The following is a 25,584-nucleotide window of genomic DNA, read 5'->3' on the forward strand; positions in this document are numbered from 1 at the left end:
TGTCGGTCTCGACCCGGCGCCGGGATCGGCGGATCAGATTGTCAAACAACCGGGGCAGCTCAACACCACTGTCATCCAACGCTTTTAGATCCAACCGGGCCGCCACCACCGCGGGCCGATCCAGCATTAGCGCGGCATCAAAGAACTCCACCGCCTGCCCGGTGCTCATCGCCGCTACCCCACCACGAGTCATCCGCGCCACATCACGACCACCCAGATGCCCGGTCAACGCGCTGGTCTGTTCCCACAACCCCCACGCCACCGAGACCCCCGCCAACCCGCCAGCACGCCGATGCGCAGCCAGCGCATCCAAAAACGCGTTGCCCGCCGCGTAATTACCCTGCCCCGCACTACCGGCCACACCCGCCACCGAGGAACACAACACAAACATCGACAACCCCAAACCCCGGGTCGCCTCATGCAGATTCCACGCGCCATCGACCTTGGCCGCCAACACCGCATCGATGCGTTCTGGGGTCAACGAGGTAACCACCCCATCATCGAGCACCCCTGCGGCATGAATCACCCCACACCACGGCCGGAACCCCTGCGGCAACCCGCCCACCAACCCCGCTACCGCATCGGCATCGGCCACATCACAGCCCGCCACCGACACCCGCGCCCCCAAAGCCTCCAACCCGGCCACCACCTCCGCCACACCTGGCGCGGTGTCCCCGCCCCGGCTGGCCAACACCACATGACCCACCCCATAGGCGGCCACCACATGCCGGGCCAACACACCACCGGCCATCCCGGTACCCCCGGTCACCAACACCGTGCCCCCCACCAACCCCTCAACACCGCCCCGCGCCGCAACCACACCCCCATCCCCATCCGCATCCGGTAAAACCGCCACCGGCGCCACCGCCGCTAACCGCCCCCCATAGGCCACCCCGGCGCGCACCACCAGCTGCGGCTCGCCTAACCCCGCTAACCCAATCCAGTCAATCGACGCATCCGGGCCGCCATCAAGATCAATATCAATGTCGGTGTCGAGCAACACGATCCGGCCCGGATGCTCGGCCTGTGCTGAGCGCACCAGCCCCCATACCGCCGCCCCTGCCAGATCGGTGACGTCCTGACCGGCCAACCCCACCGCACCACGAGTCACCACCACTAACACCGCGGTCTGATCGCGACCCAGCCACGACTGCAACACCGCCAACACCGCATGGGTGACCGCGTGCACCGACCCCACCACATCCCCACCCCCACCACCACTACCGCCGCACTGCCACACCACCACACCCCCACCACCAGCACTACCAGCGGTGTTGGTGTTGGTGTCGGTGTCGTCGTCGGCGGTGTTGGTGGTGTGAAAGTCGTTCCACGACATCACCGGCACCGGGTCTGAATCCCGACCGGTACTGTTGTTGCGCGTCTCTTTCGATGACGACGATGGCGTCGTCGGGGTTGACGACGATCGGGTTATGAGAACGGCCCCGCTCGGTGTGGTGAGCGGGGCCGTGGTGGGCGTGGTGACGGGGTGCCGGTCGAGTTGATGCGGTCCTGGTCGGTTTGACGCGAATTAGATTCAGTCCGCCGCGGTTTCGGCGATAGCGATACGGGCTGCCTTCTCGTCGACGATGGAGTGATCGGCAGCGAACGCGGCGGTTAGCGCGTGTAGGGCCAGGTTGTTGACCGCACGCGGGTGACCGCGGGAGGCGTTGTGGATCAGCCCGATCGCGTCCTGGGAGAACAGGGTGTCGGAACGCCCGGCGATTTTGCAGTGATGGCCGATGTAGTCGGCGGTGTCGGTGCCACTCATTCCGGCGATGGTGTAGCGCACCGCGATGCGCTGATCCAACGCGGCGAGCACGCCTAGCCGAAGTCGGTGGCGCAGGCTGGGCTGGCCGATGAGCACGACCGCGAACGGGGATCCGGAGTCCATGTCGTGGTTGGTGAGCAGCCGGATCGATTCGAGCTGTTGATTATCGAGCAGGTGTGCCTCGTCGATCACAAGCACCGGTGAGCGTCCACGTTCGGCGTGCTCGGTGGCCAATGCCTCAGAGGCTTGCGGGGCCAGGGTGGACTTATGGAAGGCCGGGGTGTGCCCGAGGGTGGCCACGATGTGGGTGAGCATGCCGCGCACCCCGACGGTCGGGTTGGCCAGGTAGATGAACACATGCCGGGAGGGATCCAGCGCGGTGGTGGCCGCCCGCACGGCCACGGTTTTGCCCGCTCCGACCTCGCCGGTGATCACCCCGATCGCGCGCTGGTCCACACACCAGCTGATGCGGGCGACCGCCTCGCCGTGCCCGGCATGGCGATGCAGCATGGCCGGGGCCAGGTCACGCCCGAACGGCATCCGGGTGAAACCCCAATGTGATTGCAGCCGTTGAATACTCACGCTGATATCCCGCCCTTGTCATCGATATCGTCGAGGGACAGCTGGCCGGGGATCTGGTCATTGTCACCGTAGAGGGCGTGATAGCCGATGCGTTCATCGTGGCGCAGCTGCTCATGGTGGGCGGTGGCGGTCAACTCCAGATAGTCGATACCGGTTGCCGGCGGCGGCTCGGGTTCGAGGGTCTCCGGTTTGGCCTTGGGATGGGCGTGGCGGGAAATGGTGTGCGGCAGGGCTTTTCCGTAGCTCTTGTCGTGGTAGCGGACTTGCACGGTTTCCAGATCGAACGGGCAAAACACCAGCTCCACCTTGCGCCCGACCAGCGCCGAGTCGACTTGGTAGGTGTTGGCGTGCAGCGATACGGTGGCGGTCTTGGTGACCACGCGGTATTCCGACCACAAGAACGCCTCGGTCAAATCATCGGCGCTCGGCATGGCCGGGGTACGCCCCAGCCGGTCGAAGCCGGCGTCCCAGCGGGCCAGCGGAGGCTGCCCGGTCTCGGTATGGGTACGGCGGTGGTATTCGGTTTCGGTCCAGGCCACAAACAGCCGGTTGAGCTCCAAGAGCGCGGTGGCGTGATCCACCCCGGCAGCAGCGAGGTCCTCGCTGGTGGTGTCGGTGACCTCAACCAGGAACTGTTCGCGCACGGTGCGGAAAAACCGTTCGATCTTGCCCCGTCCTTGGGGTCGACCGGGTTGTGAATGGACCAGGCGCACACCGAGTTTCGCGCATGCCCGCAACAACCAGGCATCGACGAAAGCGCTGCCGTTATCCACGTAGATCCCGGCTGGGACCCCGCGGGCCGCCAGCGCGGGGCGCAGCGCGGCGGCCAGCCGCACGGTGTCTTCAGAAAAGCCGAACCGGTAGCCGACCGCTAATCGAGAATGATCGTCAAGAAAGGCAAAAAGGTAGGTTTTGCGGTCCCCGACCCGCGGCCCGTGTAGCGCGTCTCCGACCCACAGCTCGTTGGGGTTGGCGGCCTCGAACCGGCCGAACACCGCCGGCGCCTCGCCGGCACCGCGTCCCATCAGCTCTAGCCGGTGGAAAAGGCGCAGCAGGGTGGACTCCGAGGGCGCCCACCCGGTGGCGGTGCGCAGGATGCGAGCCACCTGGGTGGCGGTGCGGGTCGGGTTTTCCCGTTTGAGGGAGGCCGCCAGCTCCAGCACCTGCGCATCCGTGCGGGCGGCCAGCCGCCGCGGCTCGGGTAGCAGCGCTTCGAACCCACCACCGCGGTAGCGGCGAATCCAGCGGTCCAGCGTCTCCCGCGAGACCCGCACCTGGTTGCCGAACGGATCGGTATGGGTACCCGCGGCGATTTGGCGCACCAACTTGCCGCGCTGCTTGGTGGACAGCCCCGCATCGAGGGCCGGGCAGATCAGCTGATAGCGGAACAACCCGATCGCCTGCGCCCGCTCACGGCGCTTGTGCTCCTCCAACGACATCTTCTCGGTTCTCCTTCTCCAGTCGAAGGCCTGCCCGAAACGGTTTGCCGGGCAGGCGCCTTGGTGAGGATCACCGATCACCCGATGCCAGCGTCAGGGGCGATTCGTGTTGCAGCGGCCCAGCCACGTGGCGGCGGCCAGCCCGGCGCCAGCAGCCGACCGCCACTGGCCGCCACAGCCACCCGGCCCGCCGTCACCGCGCCGAGCAACCCGAGCGCGCCGAAACGCAACCGGATCGCCGTCGCGGCGGTTTCAACCGCGGCCAGCACATCGCGCCATGGGCACCCCGCCCCGTCGGGGATCACCACGTCCACCCCTGCGGTCACTGCGATGCCCAAGAACCAGTTCCTGATCGCCTCTAGCCGATCCGCCGCCCGGCGCAACCAACCCCGCACAGTGGCTGCCGGCACCCGGATCACCGCCGCGATCCGGCGATGCCCCAACCCATCAGTGCGGGCGCTCCATGCAGACCAAATCTGTTCCGCTGCATAGGCTCTGCGCAGCAACACACTCACCGGCAACAACACATGCGTCACCGCGCACGCCCGGCAACGGGCTCGCCGCGGCCGAACCAGATCGGCCAACCCGGCGATCCTTCGAGCACGGGCATGACCCCAGCCACCCAGCACACCGCCGCAACCGGGACACCCAATCTCCCCAGCAGCCAACCTGGACTGTTGCGCGTCTCTTTCGATGACGACGATGGCGTCGTCGGGGTTGACGACGATCGGGTTATGAGAACGGCCCCGCTCGGTGTGGTGAGCGGGGCCGTGGTGGGCGTGGTGACGGGGTGCCGGTCGAGTTGATGCGGTCCTGGTCGGTTTGACGCGAATTAGATTCAGTCCGCCGCGGTTTCGGCGATAGCGATACGGGCTGCCTTCTCGTCGACGATGGAGTGATCGGCAGCGAACGCGGCGGTTAGCGCGTGTAGGGCCAGGTTGTTGACCGCACGCGGGTGACCGCGGGAGGCGTTGTGGATCAGCCCGATCGCGTCCTGGGAGAACAGGGTGTCGGAACGCCCGGCGATTTTGCAGTGATGGCCGATGTAGTCGGCGGTGTCGGTGCCACTCATTCCGGCGATGGTGTAGCGCACCGCGATGCGCTGATCCAACGCGGCGAGCACGCCTAGCCGAAGTCGGTGGCGCAGGCTGGGCTGGCCGATGAGCACGACCGCGAACGGGGATCCGGAGTCCATGTCGTGGTTGGTGAGCAGCCGGATCGATTCGAGCTGTTGATTATCGAGCAGGTGTGCCTCGTCGATCACAAGCACCGGTGAGCGTCCACGTTCGGCGTGCTCGGTGGCCAATGCCTCAGAGGCTTGCGGGGCCAGGGTGGACTTATGGAAGGCCGGGGTGTGCCCGAGGGTGGCCACGATGTGGGTGAGCATGCCGCGCACCCCGACGGTCGGGTTGGCCAGGTAGATGAACACATGCCGGGAGGGATCCAGCGCGGTGGTGGCCGCCCGCACGGCCACGGTTTTGCCCGCTCCGACCTCGCCGGTGATCACCCCGATCGCGCGCTGGTCCACACACCAGCTGATGCGGGCGACCGCCTCGCCGTGCCCGGCATGGCGATGCAGCATGGCCGGGGCCAGGTCACGCCCGAACGGCATCCGGGTGAAACCCCAATGTGATTGCAGCCGTTGAATACTCACGCTGATATCCCGCCCTTGTCATCGATATCGTCGAGGGACAGCTGGCCGGGGATCTGGTCATTGTCACCGTAGAGGGCGTGATAGCCGATGCGTTCATCGTGGCGCAGCTGCTCATGGTGGGCGGTGGCGGTCAACTCCAGATAGTCGATACCGGTTGCCGGCGGCGGCTCGGGTTCGAGGGTCTCCGGTTTGGCCTTGGGATGGGCGTGGCGGGAAATGGTGTGCGGCAGGGCTTTTCCGTAGCTCTTGTCGTGGTAGCGGACTTGCACGGTTTCCAGATCGAACGGGCAAAACACCAGCTCCACCTTGCGCCCGACCAGCGCCGAGTCGACTTGGTAGGTGTTGGCGTGCAGCGATACGGTGGCGGTCTTGGTGACCACGCGGTATTCCGACCACAAGAACGCCTCGGTCAAATCATCGGCGCTCGGCATGGCCGGGGTACGCCCCAGCCGGTCGAAGCCGGCGTCCCAGCGGGCCAGCGGAGGCTGCCCGGTCTCGGTATGGGTACGGCGGTGGTATTCGGTTTCGGTCCAGGCCACAAACAGCCGGTTGAGCTCCAAGAGCGCGGTGGCGTGATCCACCCCGGCAGCAGCGAGGTCCTCGCTGGTGGTGTCGGTGACCTCAACCAGGAACTGTTCGCGCACGGTGCGGAAAAACCGTTCGATCTTGCCCCGTCCTTGGGGTCGACCGGGTTGTGAATGGACCAGGCGCACACCGAGTTTCGCGCATGCCCGCAACAACCAGGCATCGACGAAAGCGCTGCCGTTATCCACGTAGATCCCGGCTGGGACCCCGCGGGCCGCCAGCGCGGGGCGCAGCGCGGCGGCCAGCCGCACGGTGTCTTCAGAAAAGCCGAACCGGTAGCCGACCGCTAATCGAGAATGATCGTCAAGAAAGGCAAAAAGGTAGGTTTTGCGGTCCCCGACCCGCGGCCCGTGTAGCGCGTCTCCGACCCACAGCTCGTTGGGGTTGGCGGCCTCGAACCGGCCGAACACCGCCGGCGCCTCGCCGGCACCGCGTCCCATCAGCTCTAGCCGGTGGAAAAGGCGCAGCAGGGTGGACTCCGAGGGCGCCCACCCGGTGGCGGTGCGCAGGATGCGAGCCACCTGGGTGGCGGTGCGGGTCGGGTTTTCCCGTTTGAGGGAGGCCGCCAGCTCCAGCACCTGCGCATCCGTGCGGGCGGCCAGCCGCCGCGGCTCGGGTAGCAGCGCTTCGAACCCACCACCGCGGTAGCGGCGAATCCAGCGGTCCAGCGTCTCCCGCGAGACCCGCACCTGGTTGCCGAACGGATCGGTATGGGTACCCGCGGCGATTTGGCGCACCAACTTGCCGCGCTGCTTGGTGGACAGCCCCGCATCGAGGGCCGGGCAGATCAGCTGATAGCGGAACAACCCGATCGCCTGCGCCCGCTCACGGCGCTTGTGCTCCTCCAACGACATCTTCTCGGTTCTCCTTCTCCAGTCGAAGGCCTGCCCGAAACGGTTTGCCGGGCAGGCGCCTTGGTGAGGATCACCGATCACCCGATGCCAGCGTCAGGGGCGATTCGTGTTGCAGCGGCCCAGCCACGTGGCGGCGGCCAGCCCGGCGCCAGCAGCCGACCGCCACTGGCCGCCACAGCCACCCGGCCCGCCGTCACCGCGCCGAGCAACCCGAGCGCGCCGAAACGCAACCGGATCGCCGTCGCGGCGGTTTCAACCGCGGCCAGCACATCGCGCCATGGGCACCCCGCCCCGTCGGGGATCACCACGTCCACCCCTGCGGTCACTGCGATGCCCAAGAACCAGTTCCTGATCGCCTCTAGCCGATCCGCCGCCCGGCGCAACCAACCCCGCACAGTGGCTGCCGGCACCCGGATCACCGCCGCGATCCGGCGATGCCCCAACCCATCAGTGCGGGCGCTCCATGCAGACCAAATCTGTTCCGCTGCATAGGCTCTGCGCAGCAACACACTCACCGGCAACAACACATGCGTCACCGCGCACGCCCGGCAACGGGCTCGCCGCGGCCGAACCAGATCGGCCAACCCGGCGATCCTTCGAGCACGGGCATGACCCCAGCCACCCAGCACACCGCCGCAACCGGGACACCCAATCTCCCCAGCAGCCAACCTGGACTCGACGCGGACAGGATCGACCTCTACCGTCACCATCGGTGCCTCCGAGCACTACAGCGCGGCACCCCGCAGTCCCGCCAAAGACTCAGCGGGGTGTCGCGCACCCATCAGTTCCTCGCCACACTGACGGTGCACACGAACAAGATCAACCCAGCGCTGAAGCCCAGAACCACATCGGCAAACTCAATGACGAACAGCAACCCCGTGGTCGTCATCCAATGAGACGGTCAACAACCTGGACTCGACGCGGACAGGATCGACCTCTACCGTCACCATCGGTGCCTCCGAGCACTACAGCGCGGCACCCCGCAGTCCCGCCAAAGACTCAGCGGGGTGTCGCGCACCCATCAGTTCCTCGCCACACTGACGGTGCACACGAACAAGATCAACCCAGCGCTGAAGCCCAGAACCACATCGGCAAACTCAATGACGAACAGCAACCCCGTGGTCGTCATCCAATGAGACGGTCAACAACTGTCGTCGAGCACCAGCGGTGACCACACCAACTCCAACAACCCCTGCCGATCCCCCCCACCCGCCGCGGCTGCGGCCGCCAACTGCTCTGTGGTGACCGGGCGGGTCAGCAACGCCCCTACCGATAACACCGGCATTCCGGTGTTATCGGCCACCTCGATCGAGACCGCCTGTCCCGCACCCTCAACCCCGGTGTCCAGCAACGCGATCCGGGCACGCAGGTGGGTTGCGCCCGCGGCATGCAACGTGACCTCACGCCAGGAAAACGGCAACACCATCGCCCCGGTATTGGTGTCCAGTGTCAGCGCGGCGTGTAGCACCGCATCCAACAGTGCTGGATGTATCCCGAATCCCTGGACTTGCAGCCCGGCATCGGTGGGCACGATGACCTCAGCGAAAACCTCCCGTCCCCGCCGCCACACCGCCTCAAGTCCTTGAAACGCCCGACCATACTCATAACCACGCCCGGCCAACCCCGGATACACATCGGAAACATCCACCCCCACCGCACCGAGGGGGGGCCACACCGACAAATCCGCGCCCACCGCACCACCACCGGTGGGCCCCAATACCCCCTCGGCGTGCAGCATCCACCCTGCCCCGGCCCGGCTGCTGCGTGAATACACCGACACCGCCCGCGACCCGTCGTCGTGCGCGCCATCGACCACCACTTGCACCGACACCGCCTCACCCGGGGCTAGCACCAGCGGCGCGGCCAACACCAACTCCTGCACCCGCTCACAGCCCACCTCATCGCCGGCACGCACCACCAACTCCACAAACCCTGCCCCCGGGAGCACCACCACCCCACCCACCGCATGATCAGCCAGCCACGGCTGTGCCGCCAGCGACAACCGCCCGGTCAACACCACCCCACCGGTATCCGGACGCGCCACCACCGCACCCAACAACCCATGGCCGGCCCCACCCAGACCCACACCACCCACATCACCACCACCCACCGACCCCCCGTCCAGCCAATACCGTTGCCGCACAAACGCATACGTCGGCAACCCCACCCGCTTGGCCCCGCAACCGGCGAACACCGCCGCCCAATTGACCCCCACCCCGGCCACAAAAGCCTGACCCACCGACAACCAAAACCGATCCAACCCACCCTGATCACGACCCAACGTCGCCACCACCACACCCGCAACACCCTGGGCGGTCAGGGTGTCCTCAATCGCAGCGGCCAACACCGGATGCGGATCGGCCTCCACAAACACCTGATACCCGCGCCCCACCGCACAGCGCAGCGCCGCCTCCAACTGCACCGTCTGACGCAGGTTGCGATACCAATACCCGCCATCCAAGCCCGCGGTATCGACCAACCCACCCGTGACCGTGGAGAAAAACTCCACCCCACACGAACGCGGCGTGATACCCGCCAACGCCTGGACCAACCGCTGCTCAATCACCTCAACCTGCACCGAATGCGACGCATAATCGACCGCCAACCGCCGCGCCCGTACCCCCACCGCCTGCGCCGCGGCCATCACCTGCTCCACCGCGTCGAGCTCACCAGAAACCACCACCGCCGCAGGCCCGTTGACCGCCGCCACAGCAACCCGATCACCCACCCCGGCCATCAACTCCTGAGCGCGCCCCGCCGAACACGCCAACGACACCATCGCCCCCGCCCCGGCCAACGACGCCAACAACGCGCTACGCAGCGCCACCACCGCCGCCGCATCGGTCAACGACAACGCCCCGGCCACATACGCCGCGGCGATCTCCCCCTGCGAATGGCCCAACACCGCATCCGGTACCACTCCCACCGACTCCCACAACCGCGCCAACGACACCATCACCGCCCACAACACCGGCTGCACCACATCCACCCGCTCCAACCCCGGCGCCCCCGCCGCCCCACGCACCACATCCAGCAACGACCACGACACAAACCCCGCCAACGCCTGCTCACAGCGGCGCATCTCTCTCGAAAATGAAGGTGACCCGAAGCGGGTGAGTGGCTGCCCCCGGGCGTTATGCGGCTTCGGTGAGTGGTTCGAGAGTCACTTTGTATCCCAGGCGTTCTAGTTGCTTGATGGCTTTGGTCTTGGTTCGCGCGGGCTGGTGTCGGGTGTAGTAGTCAGCACCGGGGTCACGGTAGAAAGCACCGTTTACCAGCATGTTCCATGCATCGGTGAGCATCTTGTGTTCGAGGCTGACCAGGGCGATCAGGGCGGGTAAGGAGTTGCGTCGTGGTTTCTTCCTGCGCGTTTGAACGGGCCGCCTGCCGGCGATGCGTCGATAGCGGACGCTGTAGTAGGTGTCTTTACTACGCGCGGCCGATAGGGCAGCTATGCCCAGGGCGGCCTTGAGGTGATGGTTGCCGGGGCGGGTGGCGGCTGATTTGACCCGGCCCGCTGATTCGTTGCAGCCGGGCACCACCCCGGCCCACGACGCCAGGTGTGCGGCGGTGGGGAACACGCTCATATCGGCGCCGGTTTCGGCGATGAACACATCGGCGACGATTCGCGACCAGCCCGGGATGCTCATCAGCAGTTCCCGGACGGCCTGAAAGGGTTTGATCGCCTCCTCAATGCGCGCATCGAGGCGAGCGATGTCGGCAGCATGGGCATCGATGCGATCCAGGTAGAGCCGCGCCATAAACGCGTGATGGTCGTTAAACCGTCCGCGCAACGCCTCGGTGAGCGCGGGAATCTTCTGGCGCATCTGCCCTTTGGCCAGATCGGCGATCACCGCCGGGTCGCGCTGCCCGGCGATGAGTGCTTCAAGCATCGCCCGCCCCGACACCCCGACGATGTCGGAGATCACCGCCGAGAGTTTGATCCCGGTGTCTTCGAGCAGCTTTTCCAGCCGCTGGATCTCTTTAGTGCGCGCTCGAGTGATGGTGGTGCGCGCCCTAGTCAGATCCCGCAACACCCGAATCGGCTCCGGTGGCACAAACGAGGCCCGCAGCAGCCCATGTGCGCCCAGATCGGCCAGCCACGCCGCATCGGAGACATCGGTCTTACGACCGGGCACATTGCGCGCCGCTTTAGCGTTGACCAGCATCACGTTCAGCTGGCCTTCGAGCAGGTAATAAAACGGTTTCCAGTAATCCGACGTGGATTCGATCACCACACAACTGACCCGTTCGGCGATCAGGTGCTCCCGCAACGCCAGGATCTCGCCGGTGGTCGACCCCCACGTGCTCACCGTCGTCGACGTGCCCCGCCGACCCTGACCCTGCACCCGGACACATACCTTGGCGTCCTTCTTGGAGACATCAATGCCCGAACACCGCGGATGAACCACCTCCATGACCATCACCTTCCATCCAGAACTATTGTCGTGGAGCGTGTTTCGGGGAGAGCCAAACAAAGACAGGAGTCTCTCTCGCGTGCTCACAGGCAACAATCCACGGCCCCCGCACAACCACAGGGGTGCTCTCCGCCACCAAGCTGCTCGCCGTACTCACCGGCAACACAGACGCAACGGGGTCCGCCGAAACACCCCACAAGCGTCGACCCAACCCGCTCCGAGAAGCAACCCGCCACCACGGCTACCAAGCCGAACGCCCCGGACTAATTTTCATCCCCCACGCCGGGGTGCAGCCCCCTTGGCAGCTGCTCGGCAAAAACCGCAGACACCTCCAACAACTGCCGGCCCATCCCGACCCATTGCGAGCCCTGGCCGCCAAAGACCACCACCGTCTTCCCCACCGATCCCGCCCGACCCATCACCACACCAACCCCCGGCTCACCGCCGGCGACCCCGGCCAACCCCGCCGCCAACTGCTCTCGATCAGCCCCCACCACCACCGCTCGATGTTCAAACACCGACCGCGACGTCAACGACCACCCCACATCCACCGGATCCAAGCCATGCTCAGCGTGCACAAAGTCCAGCAGCCGCTGCGCTTGCCCAGTCAACGCCGATTCCGACCTCGCCGACACTACCCACGGCACCACCGACAACCCGACATCGCTGAAGTTCGTTATTACGGTGGTGGTTTCACCTAGCGACGGCTCCTCCAAAATCACGTGTGCATTCGTGCCGCTGATCCCAAACGACGACACCCCCGCCCGACGTGGATGATGATCAGCTGGCCAGGGTTGAGCCTGCGTTAGCAACTGCACGTGGCCGCTTGACCAATCCGCATGCGGGGATGGTTGATCGATGTGCAGGCTGGCCGGTAGCACCCCATGGCGCATCGCTTGGACCATTTTGATCACTCCGGCTACCCCGGCCGCGGCCTGAGTGTGCCCCATGTTGGATTTGACCGATCCCAACCACAACGGTCGTTGCGGGTCGCGGTCTTGGCCGTAAGTCGCCAGGATTGCTTGGGCCTCAATGGGATCGCCTAACACCGTGCCGGTGCCATGAGCCTCTACCACATCTACCTCGGCTGGGGTTAACCCGGCGTTGGCTAATGCCGCCCGGATCACCCCTTGCTGTGAGGGGCCGTTAGGCGCGGTCAACCCATTGCTGGCGCCATCTTGATTGACCGCACTACCCCGAACTATCGCCAACACTTCATGACCCAGCCGGCGAGCGTCGGAAAGCCGCTCTACCACCAAGACCCCGACGCCCTCGGAAAACCCGGTCCCGTCAGCGGCGTCGGCGAACGCTTTGCAGCGCCCATCCGGTGATATTGCCCGCTGGCGCGCAAATCCCACGAAGCCCGCCGGAGACGCCATCACCGCCACCCCACCGGCTAATGCCAAATCGCACTCCCCCGAGAGCAACGACTGTATTGCCCAATGCAGTGTCACCAATGATGACGAGCACGCCGTGTCCACCGATATCGCCGGGCCTTCCAGGCCCAAAACGTAGGCGACCCGTCCCGATGCCACACTCAGGACCTGCCCGGTCACGCCGTAGATATCCACCTCCTCGGGGGCCCCACTCCAGCTTTGTGCATAACCAGAGCCTGTGAGCCCAGTGAATACTCCGGTTGCTGATCCCCGCAGCGAGCCGGGGTCAATCCCGGCGCGTTCCAACGCTTCCCAGGAGCACTCCAGCAACAACCTCTGTTGGGGATCCATCACCAACGCCTCGCGCGCAGTGATACCGAAGAACGCGGCGTCGAAATCGCCAGCGTCATGTAAGAACCCGCCCCAGCGGGTGTAGGTCTTACCCACCGCGTCTGGGTCAGGGTCATACAACCCATCCACATCCCAGCCCCGATCAGCGGGGAACTCCGAGATCACATCCCGGCCGTCGGCCACCATCTCCCATAGGCCCGCAGGCGAATCCACCCCACCCGGAAACCGACACCCCATCCCCACAATCGCCACCGGTTCATCCAGACCCACCCGTGCCCGCGCCACCGACGCGCGCACCGGCAACGCCAAACCCATGAGCTGCTCGCCCAGATACGTCGCCAACGCATTGGGAGTGGGGTAGTCGAAGATTAAGGTGGGTGAAAGGGTAAGCCCGGTAGCGGTTTTCAGTCGATTACGCAGGTCAACTGCGCTTAAGGAGTTAAATCCCAAGTCTTGAAATGTGGTGTCAGGATTGATGGCAGCTGCGTCATGCCCCAACACGACCCCGGCCTCACTGCGCGCCAGATCGACGAGTATCTGTTTTTGTTCAGACTCGGATAGTCCTTGCAACCGCCTGCGCAGCCTCCCTTGTGCTGGACCTTGGCCGGCTGGTAAGCGCATCCCAGCCACCAACCCTCGCAACATCGGCTGAAGTTGTCCGGCCCCGGCCTCCCTTCGCAACGCGGAGAGGTCCAGCCGTGCCGCGACCACAGAGATGTGATCTGACGCGGTTATTTCGTCAAACCATTGCAGCCACAGCTTCGTTGATATTGGGGCCAGCCCGGTCCGGTCGAGACGGGCCAGCTCGACCCCGTCGATGAACTGTCTGCTTTGCGCCCATATGCCCCACGCGATCGCTTGCCCGACTAGTCCACGCGACCGCCGATACGCGGCGAGGCCGTCGAGAAAACAGTTGGCGGCCGCATAGTTGCCTTGTCCTGCGCCTCCGAGGACACCGGCTTCCGACGAATACATGGCGAAAACCGAGAGGTCGAGATTCTCGGTCGCTTCATGCAGATACCACGCCGCGTCGGCCTTGGCGGCCAGCACTGTGTCGATCCGGTCCGCTGTCAACGATGGGACTAACCCATTATCGATCACCGCCGCGGTATGTATGACCCCGGTCAATCCGGGAATGGAGGCCACCAACTCGTGCACGGCGGCTCGGTCGGAGACGTCGCAGGCCGCGATCCGCACGTCCGCACCTAACTCCGACAGCTCGGCTTGCAGGTGAGCCGCACCGGGCGCATCTGGCCCACGCCGACTGGCCAGTACCAGCCGTTGCACACCCCGTTTGGTCACCAGGTGTCGCGCGAGCTCCGCACCCAAACCGCCTGTGCCCCCGGTAACTAGAACCACATCAGGGAACGACCTCGAGCGATCTCGCTCGGCTTGCGTCTCGACTTGACTCCGGGCCAGACGTGCGGCATGCACGACCCCACCCCGCACCACGACCTGCGGCTCCTGCGCTGCCACCACCGCCGTGACGTCGAAGTCCGATTGGTCAGCATCGACGATGATTACGCGGCCGGGATCTTCTGATTGCGACGACCGCACCAACCCCCACACCGCCGAGCCGCCCGGATCCGAGACCGTGTCACCAGGCAGCATGACGGCGCCCCGCGTAACGATCAGCAATGTTCCCGAGTCGAACCGTTGTTGGCCCAGCCAGGTCTGCAATACCCCCAGCACCTGATGCGTCAACTGATGGGTTCGCTGGACCGTATCGGTGTCGCCGATGGACGGGCCGCAGTCCAGGAGCACTACGTCTGCGATGAGAGGCTCGTCGTCAGAGGCCACGTCTTCCCACGAGGCTACCGAGAGCGCCGGTAGCTGATGCGGTGGTGTTACCGGTGACCACACCACCTCCAACAACCCATCTGACACCGCAGAACCACCAGCATCTGCTAGTTGCTGCGCCGACGCCGGTCGAGTCTGCAACGATGCCACCGAGAACACGGGCCGTCCGTCCGGCTCAGCCGCCAATAACGACACCCGGTCGTCCCCACACGGAGCGATATGCACCCGCAAGGCCGACGCTCCCGTCGCCCACAAACAAACCCCTTCCCACGAGAACGGCAAGGGCGTCGTATCTGCACCATCTGTCAGAGTCCCTGGTTGCAACGCAGCATCAAGGAGGGCCGGGTGGATCCCGAAGTGGCCAAGTTCCTTGGATACCTCCTCTGGCGCGGCGATCTCAGCGAATACTTCCTGACCCCGCTGCCAGACACTGGTCACGCCCTGAAACGCCGGCCCGTAGTAATAGCCGCGCTCCGCCAGCGCCTCGTACGCACCTGCACTATCGACCAGTTCAGCACCTATCGGTGGCCACTGCCCAGCGATTTCACTCGCACTCGGGCTCGTGGACTGCGGTGCTACGACTCCTCTTGCGTGCAGGATCCACGACTGGTCCGTGCCGAGTTCGGCACGCGAATGAATGGAAAAGTCCCGCCTTTCGTCCTCACCCGCCGCATGCAGCACCACCTCAATCTGTCGTGCCCCCTCAAGGGCGAAGACCAACGGCGCCTCCATCGTGAGCTCCCGCACCATCGGACATGCGACCTCATTACCGGCGCGAAGTGCAAGTTCGACGAATCCGGTGCCGGGGAACAGCACCACTCCCGACACGACATGATCGATCAGCCAGGGCTGGGTTGATTGGGATAGTCGCCCGGTCAAGATCACGTCGCCGGTCTCAGGGTGGTGGATTACCGCGCCCAACAAACCATGCCCGGCCCCACCCAGGCCCAGCCCGGCCGGATCAAAAGCCCCCACCGCGTTGGGTTGTAACCAATAACGACGCCGCTCAAAAGCATAGGTAGGCAACTGCACCCGATGTCCACCGGCAAGCGCTAAACGCCAGTTGACTGCTACCCCGGCGACAAAGGCCTGGCTTGTTGCGGTGAGCAATGACGTTAGTTCGGGGCGGTCTTTGCCTAGCCCTGTGGTTATTACCGCTTGTGTTGGCGCCACTGACTGCTCTATTGCCGCGGTTAATCCACTTCCTGGGCCGGCCTCTAAGAAGTGTGTCACTCCTTGGCTTTGCAGGTATTTGACGCTTTGACTGAAGCGGACCGGCTGACAGATGTGCTGCACCCAGTACTGCGCTGAGGCGAACTCCGGTCCGGCCGGCTGTGCAGTGACATTCGAAATCACCGCGATTTGTGGCGGGTTCACTGTGGTGCGGGCGGCTATCCGCTCGAACTCCTCGAGCATCGGTTCCATCAACGGAGAATGAAACGCATGTGAAACCGCCAGTCGACGTGTCCGCCGACCCTGAGCCGCTAACCCTTCAGCGATGCCTTCTACCGCCGCTTGCTCACCGGAAATCACCACCGAATCGGGGCCATTAATCGCCGCGATCCCTACCCCGGCCACCAACAAGGGCTCGATCTCTTCGGCGGTGGCGTTGATCGCGATCATCGCCCCACCGGCGGGCAAGGCTTGCATCAACCGGCCCCGCGCAGCCACCAACATCGCGGCATCCTCAAGCGATAACACCCCGGCGGCATAGGCCGCGCTGAACTCCCCCACCGAATGACCCATCACGAAATCAGCAACCACACCCCAGTGCTGCAACACCGCAAACAAGGCTGCCTCCACCGCAAACAACGCCGGCTGGGAAAACTCGGTGCTATCCAACAACCCCGCATCGGCACCCCACACCACCTCACGCAACGGCAACCGCAAATGCGTATCGAGGGCCTTAGCGATCTCATCAAAAGCCCGCGCGAACACCGGCAACTCGTCATAGAGCTGCACACCCATGCCCAGCCATTGCGAGCCTTGACCGGGAAAGACCATCACGGTTTTGCCCGCCGACAAGCCATGTCCCACAGCCAGATTAGTGACGGGTTGATCGTTGGCTAGCCCGCTCAACCCGGCCAGTAAGCTCTGCTGGTCTGGGCCAAAGATCACAGCGCGATGATCAAACACCGACCGCTGGGTCAGCGACCAACCCACATCACGGGGACGAAGTCCGGGGTTGGACGTCACAAAGTCCAATAACCGTCGAGCTTGACTGGTTAACGCTGCCGCTGATTTCGCCGAAAGTACCCACGCCAACACAGATGACCCATCGGGCACAGAATCTTCGGCCGCCTCCCCAACTTCGGCCTTCGCGGGCTCTTCTAAGATCACATGTGCATTGGTGCCGCTAATCCCAAACGAAGACACCGCCGCTCGGCGGGGACGCGCATCGACCTGCCAAGGCCGAGACTCGGTCAACAACTGCACGTGACCGCTTGACCAATCCACATGCGGGGACGGCTGATCAATATGCAAGCTGGCCGGTAACACCCCATGACGCATCGCCTGGACCATTTTGATCACCCCGGCCACCCCGGCCGCGGCCTGAGTGTGCCCCATATTGGACTTAACCGATCCCAACCACAACGGACATTGCGGATCACGGTCCTGGCCATAAGTCACCAAGATCGCCTGAGCCTCAATAGGATCGCCCAACACCGTGCCAGTACCATGCGCCTCCACCACATCCACCTCGGCCGCACTCAACCCAGCATTAGTCAACGCCGCCCGGATCACCCGCTGCTGAGAAGGACCATTAGGCGCAGTCAACCCATTACTAGCCCCGTCTTGATTGACCGCACTACCCCGCACCACCGCCAACACCTCATGACCCAACCGCCGCGCATCCGATAACCGCTCCAACACCACCACCCCAGCGCCCTCGGAAAAACCCGTCCCATCAGCACCCGAAGCAAACGCTTTGCACCGCCCATCGGCGGATAGTCCGCGCTGCCGGGAAAACCCCACAAACACTGCCGGGGTGGCCATCACCGTCACCCCGCCGGCCAGCGCCAGATCACACTCCCCCGAACGCAACGACTGGACCGCCCAATGCAGCGCCACCAACGACGACGAACACGCCGTATCCACCGACACCGCAGGGCCTTCCAACCCCAACACATACGCCACCCGCCCCGAGGCCGCACTCGGCAGTGAACCGGTCAACACGTAGGCGTTTGCCTCGGTGGCCCCACTTCCGTAGACCTGTCCGATAATTCCAGCGAATACACCGGTGGGTGAGCCTCGCAGAGTCGTGGGGTCGATTCCGGTGTTTTCTAGGGCTTCCCAGGAGCACTCCAATAACAGTCGTTGTTGGGGATCCATTGCTAATGCTTCGCCGGGGGCGATCCCGAAGAATCCGGCGTCGAACTCGCCGGCGTCATGCAAGAACCCGCCGTAGCGGGTGTAGGTTTTACCCACCGCGTCTGGGTCAGGGTCAAACAACCCATCCACATCCCAGCCCCGATCAGTGGGAAACTCCGACACCACGTCACGGGTCCCGGCCACCACATTCCAGAACCGTTCCGGCGAGTCTGCCCCACCCGGAAACCGGCACCCCATCCCCACAATCGCCACCGGCTCAGAGGAACGGGCAATTAGTGCACGATTCTGCTGTGTTAGGCGCTCGACTTGCTTTACGGCCTTCTGAAGGGCGTCGGTGGCCTTGGCAAGTTGCGTGTCCATCTGGGATATACCTATCAATTCTCGTATGTCGCGGTTATGTTCACGAGGTCATCAAGTGTCATGGCTGAACTGGTTGGTTCGGCGTCTTGTTGGGGTTGGTCCTGATCACCAACCATTCCAAGAAGGATCTCGAGGACACCCTCTGCTCTTAATCGTCTGACCGGAATGGATGCAATGAGGCGCTGGATCTCGTTATCCCGCGCGTTCTCGTCTGGGCTAGCGTTTGAACTACTACCTTCAAAGTGCTGGTCCAGGTATTCGGCCAGTACGGTCGGGGTGGGGTAATCGAAGATCGTGGTGGGTGAAAGAGTTAGCCCGGTAGTGGTTTTGAGGCGGTTACGGAGCTCGACTGCGGTCAGCGAGTCGAACCCTAAGTCTTGAAACGCTAGTTCGGGTGCGATGTCTTGGGGTCCGGGACGGCCTAACACCGCCGCTACTTGTGAACACACCAACTCCACCAACACCTCACGGCGCTCATGAACGCCCAGCCCATGCAGACGCTGCGCTAACGCTGAGGTAGCGGTGGTGGTGGTGTCGTGGTCGATCAGGCGCCGTCGGGGGTAGTTGAGTAGGTTGGCGAACAATGGTGGTAGCCCTTGGCTGGTGGCCGGGTTGGCCAGCGCGGCCCGGTCCAGCCGGGCGGCCACCACCACGGGGTGGTCCAATACCAGTGCGGTATCGAAGAGTTCGACGGCCTGCTGGGCGGTCATCGCGGCTATCCCGCCGCGAGTGATTCGTAAGACCTCACGCCCACCCAAATGCGCGGTCATCGCGCTGGCTTGTTCCCAGAGCCCCCACGCCAGCGATATAGCGGGGAGTCCGGCCGCGCGTCGGCAGGTGGCTAACGCATCCAGAAACGTGTTAGCTGCTGCATAGTTGGCTTGTCCTGGGTTACCCAGTATTCCAGCCATCGAGGAACACAGCACAAACATCGACAACCCTAGATCACGGGTTGCTTGATGCAGATTCCACGCCGCATCCACCTTGGCGGCTAACACCGTGTTCACCCGTTGCGGTGTCAACGAGGTAACCACCGCATCATCGAGAGCACCCGCGGCATGAATGATCCCAGTCAACGGCGGCCAGTGCTGCTCTAACTGAGTCATCAACTGATCCAGCGCATCGGAATCAGCCACATCACAAGCCAACACCTCGACCCGGGTAGCCCCCGCCTCGTGCAACGACGCCACCAACGCGGCCGCTCCCGGGGCCGCATCCCCCGACCGGCTGACCAACACCACATGACCCACCCCATAAACGGTGATGACATGACGAGCCAACACCGCACCCACCATCCCAGTCCCCCCGGTCACCAACACCGTGCCTTGCGCCAGGGTGTCGGTCAACGTCGCGGGCATGGTCAACACCACCTTGCCGACATGACGCGCCTGGCTCACAAACCGGTAAGCCTCTACCGCATGGCGCACATCCCAGCTACGCATCGGCAACAGCTGCAGCACCCCGGCCCCAAACAACCCCATCACCTCGACCAACATCTGGCGGATGCGCGCCGGATGGACCTCGGGCAGATCAATCACGTGGTAGACCACGCCGGGGTACTCGGCGGCGATCAGTTGTGGATCACGGATATCGGTCCTGCCCATCTCGATAAACCGTCCCCCACTGGCCAGTAGCCGCAGCGAGGCATCGTTGAACTCCCCGGCCAGCGCGTTGAGCACCACGTCCACCCCGCGCCCGCCGGTGGTTTCCATGAACTTTTGCTCGAACTCCAGGGTGCGGGAATCACCGATGTGGTCATCGTCAAACCCCATGGCGCGCAGCGTGTCCCACTTACCGCGGCTCGCGGTCACAAACACCTCTGCACCCCACAACCGGGCCAACTGGACCGCGGCCATCCCCACCCCGCCGGTAGCGGCATGCACCAACACCGATTCCCCCGCACCCAGGCCCGCTAAATCCGCCAACCCGTACCACGCCGTCAAAAACACCACCGGCACCCCCGCCGCCTCAGCAAACGACCACCCCGCCGGCACCCGAGCCAGCATCCGCGCATCAACCACCGCCACCGCACCCACCCCACCCATCAACCCCAATACCGCATCGCCTACCTCCACACCGGTCACCCCCGCACCCACCTCCAACACCACCCCGGCACCCTCAGCGCCTAACACCGGATCGGGACCCGGATACATTCCCAACGCCACCAACACATCCCGGAAATTCACCCCCACCGCGCGCACATCCACCCGCACCTGCCCGGCCTGCAACGGCGCCAGCGCCTGCGGACACGGCGCCACCACCACATCCTCAAAAGTCCCTCCACCACCCACGGCCAACCGCCACCCCACACCCGGCTGCGGCAACTCCAACACCGGCGCCACCGCCGCTAACCGCCCCCCATAGGCCACCCCGGCGCGCACCACCAGCTGCGGCTCGCCTAACCCCGCTAACCCAATCCAGTCAATCGAGGCATCCGGGCCGCCATCAAGATCAACGTCACTATCGGTGTCGAGCAACACGATCCGGCCCGGATGCTCGGCCTGTGCTGAGCGCACCAGCCCCCACACCGCCGCCCCTGCCAGATCGGTGACGTCCTGACCGGCCAGCCCCACCGCACCACGAGTCACCACCACTAACACCGCGGTCTGATCGCGACCCAGCCACGACTGCAACACCGCCAACACCGCATGGGTGACCGCGTGCACCGACCCCACCACATCCCCACCCCCACCACCACTACCGCCGCACTGCCACACCACCACACCCCCACCACCAGCACTACCAGCGGTGTTGGTGTTGGTGTCGGTGTCGTCGTCGGCGGTGTTGGTGGTGTGAAAGTCGTTCCACGACATCACCGGTATCGGGTCTGAATCCCGACCGGTACTGTCGTCGAGCACCAGCGGTGACCACACCAACTCCAACAACCCCTGACCCACCCCCCCGCCAGCGGCCGCGGCGGCCGCGGCCTGCAACTGCTCAGTGGTGACCGGGCGGGTCAGCAACGCTCCTACCGATAACACCGGCATTCCGGTGTTATCGGCCACCTCGATCGAGACCGCCTGTCCCGCACCCTCATCCCCGGTGTCCAGCAACGCGATCCGGGCACGCAGGTGGGTTGCGCCGGTGGCATGCAATGTGACGTCCTGCCAGGAAAACGGCAACACCATCGCCCCGGTATTGGTGTCCAGTGTCAGCGCGGCGTGTAGCACCGCGTCCAACAGTGCTGGATGTATCCCGAATCCCTGGACTTGCAGCCCGGCATCGGTGGGCACGATGACCTCAGCGAAAACCTCCCGTTCCCGCCGCCATACCGCCTCAAGTCCTTGAAACGCCCGACCATACTCATAACCACGCCCGGCCAACCCCGGATACACATCGGAAACATCCACCCCCACCGCACCGTGGGGGGGCCACACCGACAAATCCGCGCCCACCGCACCACCACCGGTGGGCCCCAACACCCCCTCGGCGTGCAGCATCCACCCTGCCCCGGCCCGGCTGCTGCGTGAATACACCGACACCGCCCGCGACCCGTCGTCGTGCGCGCCATCGACCACGACTTGCACCGACACCGCCTCACCCGGGGCTAGCACCAGCGGCGCGGCCAACACCAACTCCTGCACCCGCTCACAGCCCACCTCATCGCCGGCACGCACCACCAACTCCACAAACCCTGCCCCCGGGAGCACTACCACCCCACCCACCGCATGATCAGCCAGCCACGGCTGTGCCGCCAGCGACAACCGCCCGGTCAACACCACCCCACCGGTATCCGGACGCGCGATCACCGCACCCAACAACCCATGGCCGGCCCCACCCAGACCCACACCACCCACATCACCACCACCCACCGACACCCCGTCCAGCCAATACCGTTGCCGCACAAACGCATACGTCGGCAACCCCACCCGCTTGGCCCCACAACCGGCGAACACCGCCGCCCAATTGACCCCCACCCCGGCCACAAAAGCCTGACCCACCGACAACCAAAACCGATCCAACCCACCCTGATCACGACCCAACGTCGCCACCACCACACCCGCAACACCCTGGGCGGTCAGGGTGTCCTCAATCGCAGCGGCCAACACCGGATGCGGATCGGCCTCCACAAACACCTGATACCCGCGCCCCACCGCACAGCGCAGCGCCGCCTCCAACTGCACCGTCTGACGCAGGTTGCGATACCAATACCCGCCATCCAAGCCCGCGGTATCGACCAACCCACCCGTGACCGTGGAGAAAAACTCCACCCCACACGAACGCGGCGTGATACCCGCCAACGCCTGGACCAACCGCTGCTCAATCACCTCAACCTGCACCGAATGCGACGCATAATCGACCGCCAACCGCCGCGCCCGTACCCCCACCGCCTGCGCCGCGGCCATCACCTGTTCCACCGCGTCGAGCTCACCAGAAACCACCACCGCCGCAGGCCCGTTCACGGCCGCCACAGCAACCCGATCACCCACCCCGGCCACCAACTCCTGAGCGCGCCCCGCCGAACACGCCAACGACACCATCGCCCCCGCCCCGGCCAACGACGCCAACAACGCGCTACGCAGCGCCACCACCGCCGCCGCATCGGTCAACGACAACGCCCCGGCCACATACGCCGCGGCGATCTCCCCCTGCGAATGGCCCAACACCGCATCCGGTACCACTCCCACCGACTCCCACAACCGCGCCAGCGACACCATCACCGCCCACAACACCGGCTGCACCACATCCACCCGCTCCAACCCCGGCGCCCCCGCCGCCCCACGCACCACATCCAGCAACGACCACGACACAAACCCCGCCAACGCCTGCTCACAGCGGCGCATCTGCTCGGCAAAAACCGCAGACACCTCCAACAACTGCCGGCCCATCCCCACCCATTGCGAGCCCTGGCCGCCAAACACCAGCACCGTCTTCCCCACCGACCCCGCCCGACCCAGCACCACACCAACGCCTGGCTCACCGCCAGCCACCCCCGCCAACCCGGCCAGCAACTGCTCTCGATCAGCCCCCACCACCACCGCTCGATGTTCAAACACCGACCGCGACGTCAACGACCACCCCACATCCAGCACACCCAACCCCTCATCGGCAGCCACCAACCCCGCCAACCGTTCCGCCTGAGCCGCTAACGCCTGCGCCGATCGCCCCGAGATCACCCACGGCAGCACCGACAACCCCACCCCCGACCCCGGCCCCGAGTCTTCGGAATCCGCCGGTTCGGGTGGGGCCGCCTCGACAATCACGTGCGCGTTGGTGCCACTGATCCCGAACGAGGACACCCCGGCTCGGCGCGGTCGACCCGCCGCCGCCGGCCATGGCCGCGCCTGGGTCAACAACGACACCGCCCCGGACTCCCAATCCACCTGGGAAGACGGCGTATCCACATGCAATGTTTTCGGCATCACCGCATGGCGCATCGCCTCGATCATCTTGATCAGCCCGGCCACCCCGGCCGCGGCCTGCGCGTGACCCATGTTCGACTTGATCGACCCCAACCACAACGGCTCACCGCCATGGCGGTCTTGCCCATAGGTGGCCAACAACGCCTGAGCCTCAATGGGATCGCCCAATACGGTGCCCGTCCCGTGGGCCTCGACCACATCCACATCTCTTGGCGTTAACCCCGCATTGGCCAACGCCGCGGCAATCACCCGCTGCTGGGAGGGCCCATTGGGCGCGGTCAACCCATTAGAAGCCCCATCCTGATTCACCGCAGAACCCCGCACCAGCGCCAACACCGGATACCCCAACCGGCGCGCTTCCGAGAGCCGCGCTAACACCACCACCCCGACACCCTCAGAAAACCCCGTCCCATCCGCGGCAGCGGCGAACGACTTACACCGCCCATCGGCGGCCAGCCCCCGCTGCCGGGAAAACTCCACAAACCCCGCCGGGGTGGCCATCACCGTCACCCCACCGGCCAACGCCAACTCACACTCCCCCAACCGCAACGACGCAACAGCCTGATGAATGGCCACCAACGACGACGAACACGCCGTATCCACCGACACCGCCGGACCCTCCAACCCCAACACATAAGCCACCCGCCCCGAGGCCACACTGGTCGTCGACCCGGTCAACCCATACCCCCCCATATCGCGGCCCGCCCCGACCCCATACCCCTGCGCGATGATCCCGGTGAACACCCCCGTCGGGCTGCCCCTCAACGATTTCGGGTCAATCCCGGCGTGCTCCAACGCCTCCCACGAACACTCCAACAACAACCGCTGCTGGGGATCCATCGCCCGCGCCTCACGCGGGCTGATCCCGAAAAACTCCGCATCAAAGTCGGCGGCCTCGTCGAGGAACCCGCCGTAGCGGGTGTAGGTTTTACCCACCGCATCGGGATCAGGATCAAACAACCCCCCAGATTCCAGCCCCGATCCGACGGGAACTCACCCATCGCATCCACCCCGCCACTCACCAGATCCCACAACGCCTCCGGGGAATCCACCCCGCCGGGAAACCGGCACGCCATCCCCACCACCGCGACCGGCTCATCAACTGCCATGCCTACCCGCGCCGCCGCCGCCGGTATCGGCACCGCCACTGGCACCGACCCACTGACTCGCTGCCCCAAATGCCGCGCCAACCCGGCGGGGGTGGGGTAGTCGAAGACCAGGGTGGGCGATAACGTCAGCCCGGTCAGGGTTTTGAGCCGGTTGCGCAGCTCCACGGCGGTCAGTGAGTCAAACCCTAAATCCTGAAACGCTTTTTCGGCGTCGATATCCGTGCTGTTGGGATGGCCCAGCACGGCCGCGGCCTGACCGCATACCACCTCGACCATCACCTGCTGGCGCTGGTCCGCGTCGAGGCCGGCCAGGCGCTGCGCTAGCGCTGATAGCGACGCGCTGGTGTCGGTTTCGATCCGGCGCCGGGATCGGCGGATCAGGTTGTCAAACAACCGTGGCAGCGCAATATTGCTGTCATCCAACGCTTTTGGATCCAACCGGGCCGCCACCACTGCGGGGCGATCCGACACCAGCGCGGCATCAAAGAATTCCACCGCCTGCCCGGTGCTCATCGCCGCTATCCCACTACGATTCATCCGCGCCACATCACGACCACCCAGATGCCCGGTCAACGCGCTGGTCTGTTCCCAT

7 protein-coding genes and 4 pseudogenes are annotated in these 25,584 nt (G+C 65.0%); all 11 read right to left on the bottom strand.

Annotation, left to right across the window (positions count from 1 at the left end; genetic code table 11):
- Window positions 1-253: 253 nt before the first annotated feature.
- Window positions 254-1,336: pseudogene (locus AADZ78_RS15505) on the bottom strand (beta-ketoacyl reductase); the annotation flags it as partial.
- A 198-nt stretch (window positions 1,337-1,534) separates the two neighbouring features.
- Complete coding sequence (locus AADZ78_RS15510) at window positions 1,535-2,308, bottom strand: ExeA family protein (RefSeq protein ID WP_239655017.1); 774 nt, start codon at window positions 2,306-2,308, stop codon at window positions 1,535-1,537.
- A gap of 38 nt (window positions 2,309-2,346) precedes the next feature.
- The gene (locus tag AADZ78_RS15515; protein ID WP_085250922.1) at window positions 2,347-3,789 is read right to left on the bottom strand and encodes a DDE-type integrase/transposase/recombinase; all 1,443 of its coding nucleotides are present in this window, start codon (window positions 3,787-3,789) and stop codon (window positions 2,347-2,349) included.
- Between the two features lie 77 nt (window positions 3,790-3,866).
- Complete coding sequence (locus tag AADZ78_RS15520) at window positions 3,867-4,493, bottom strand: hypothetical protein (RefSeq protein WP_085250921.1); 627 nt, start codon at window positions 4,491-4,493, stop codon at window positions 3,867-3,869.
- Window positions 4,494-4,627: 134 nt separating this feature from the next.
- Window positions 4,628-5,401 (bottom strand): ExeA family protein, encoded by a 774-nt coding sequence (locus tag AADZ78_RS15525; protein WP_239655017.1) that lies wholly within the window; start codon window positions 5,399-5,401, stop codon window positions 4,628-4,630.
- 38 nt (window positions 5,402-5,439) lie between these two features.
- Window positions 5,440-6,882 (bottom strand): DDE-type integrase/transposase/recombinase, encoded by a 1,443-nt coding sequence (locus AADZ78_RS15530; RefSeq protein WP_085250922.1) that lies wholly within the window; start codon window positions 6,880-6,882, stop codon window positions 5,440-5,442.
- 77 nt (window positions 6,883-6,959) lie between these two features.
- Window positions 6,960-7,592 (bottom strand): hypothetical protein, encoded by a 633-nt coding sequence (locus AADZ78_RS15535; RefSeq protein WP_085250923.1) that lies wholly within the window; start codon window positions 7,590-7,592, stop codon window positions 6,960-6,962.
- A 431-nt stretch (window positions 7,593-8,023) separates the two neighbouring features.
- A pseudogene (locus AADZ78_RS15540) lies at window positions 8,024-9,985 on the bottom strand (acyltransferase domain-containing protein); the annotation flags it as partial.
- A gap of 31 nt (window positions 9,986-10,016) precedes the next feature.
- Window positions 10,017-11,300, bottom strand: coding sequence for an IS110 family transposase (locus AADZ78_RS15545; RefSeq protein ID WP_085253334.1), 1,284 nt, complete (start codon window positions 11,298-11,300; stop codon window positions 10,017-10,019).
- A gap of 308 nt (window positions 11,301-11,608) precedes the next feature.
- Window positions 11,609-18,520, bottom strand: a pseudogene (locus tag AADZ78_RS15550) (SDR family NAD(P)-dependent oxidoreductase); the annotation flags it as partial.
- 14 nt (window positions 18,521-18,534) lie between these two features.
- A pseudogene (locus AADZ78_RS29085) lies at window positions 18,535-25,538 on the bottom strand (SDR family NAD(P)-dependent oxidoreductase).
- Window positions 25,539-25,584 lie beyond the last annotated feature (46 nt).

The sequence above is a fragment of the Mycobacterium riyadhense genome, assembly GCF_963853645.1.
In the GTDB taxonomy this organism is placed as follows: Bacteria; Actinomycetota; Actinomycetes; order Mycobacteriales; family Mycobacteriaceae; genus Mycobacterium; species Mycobacterium riyadhense.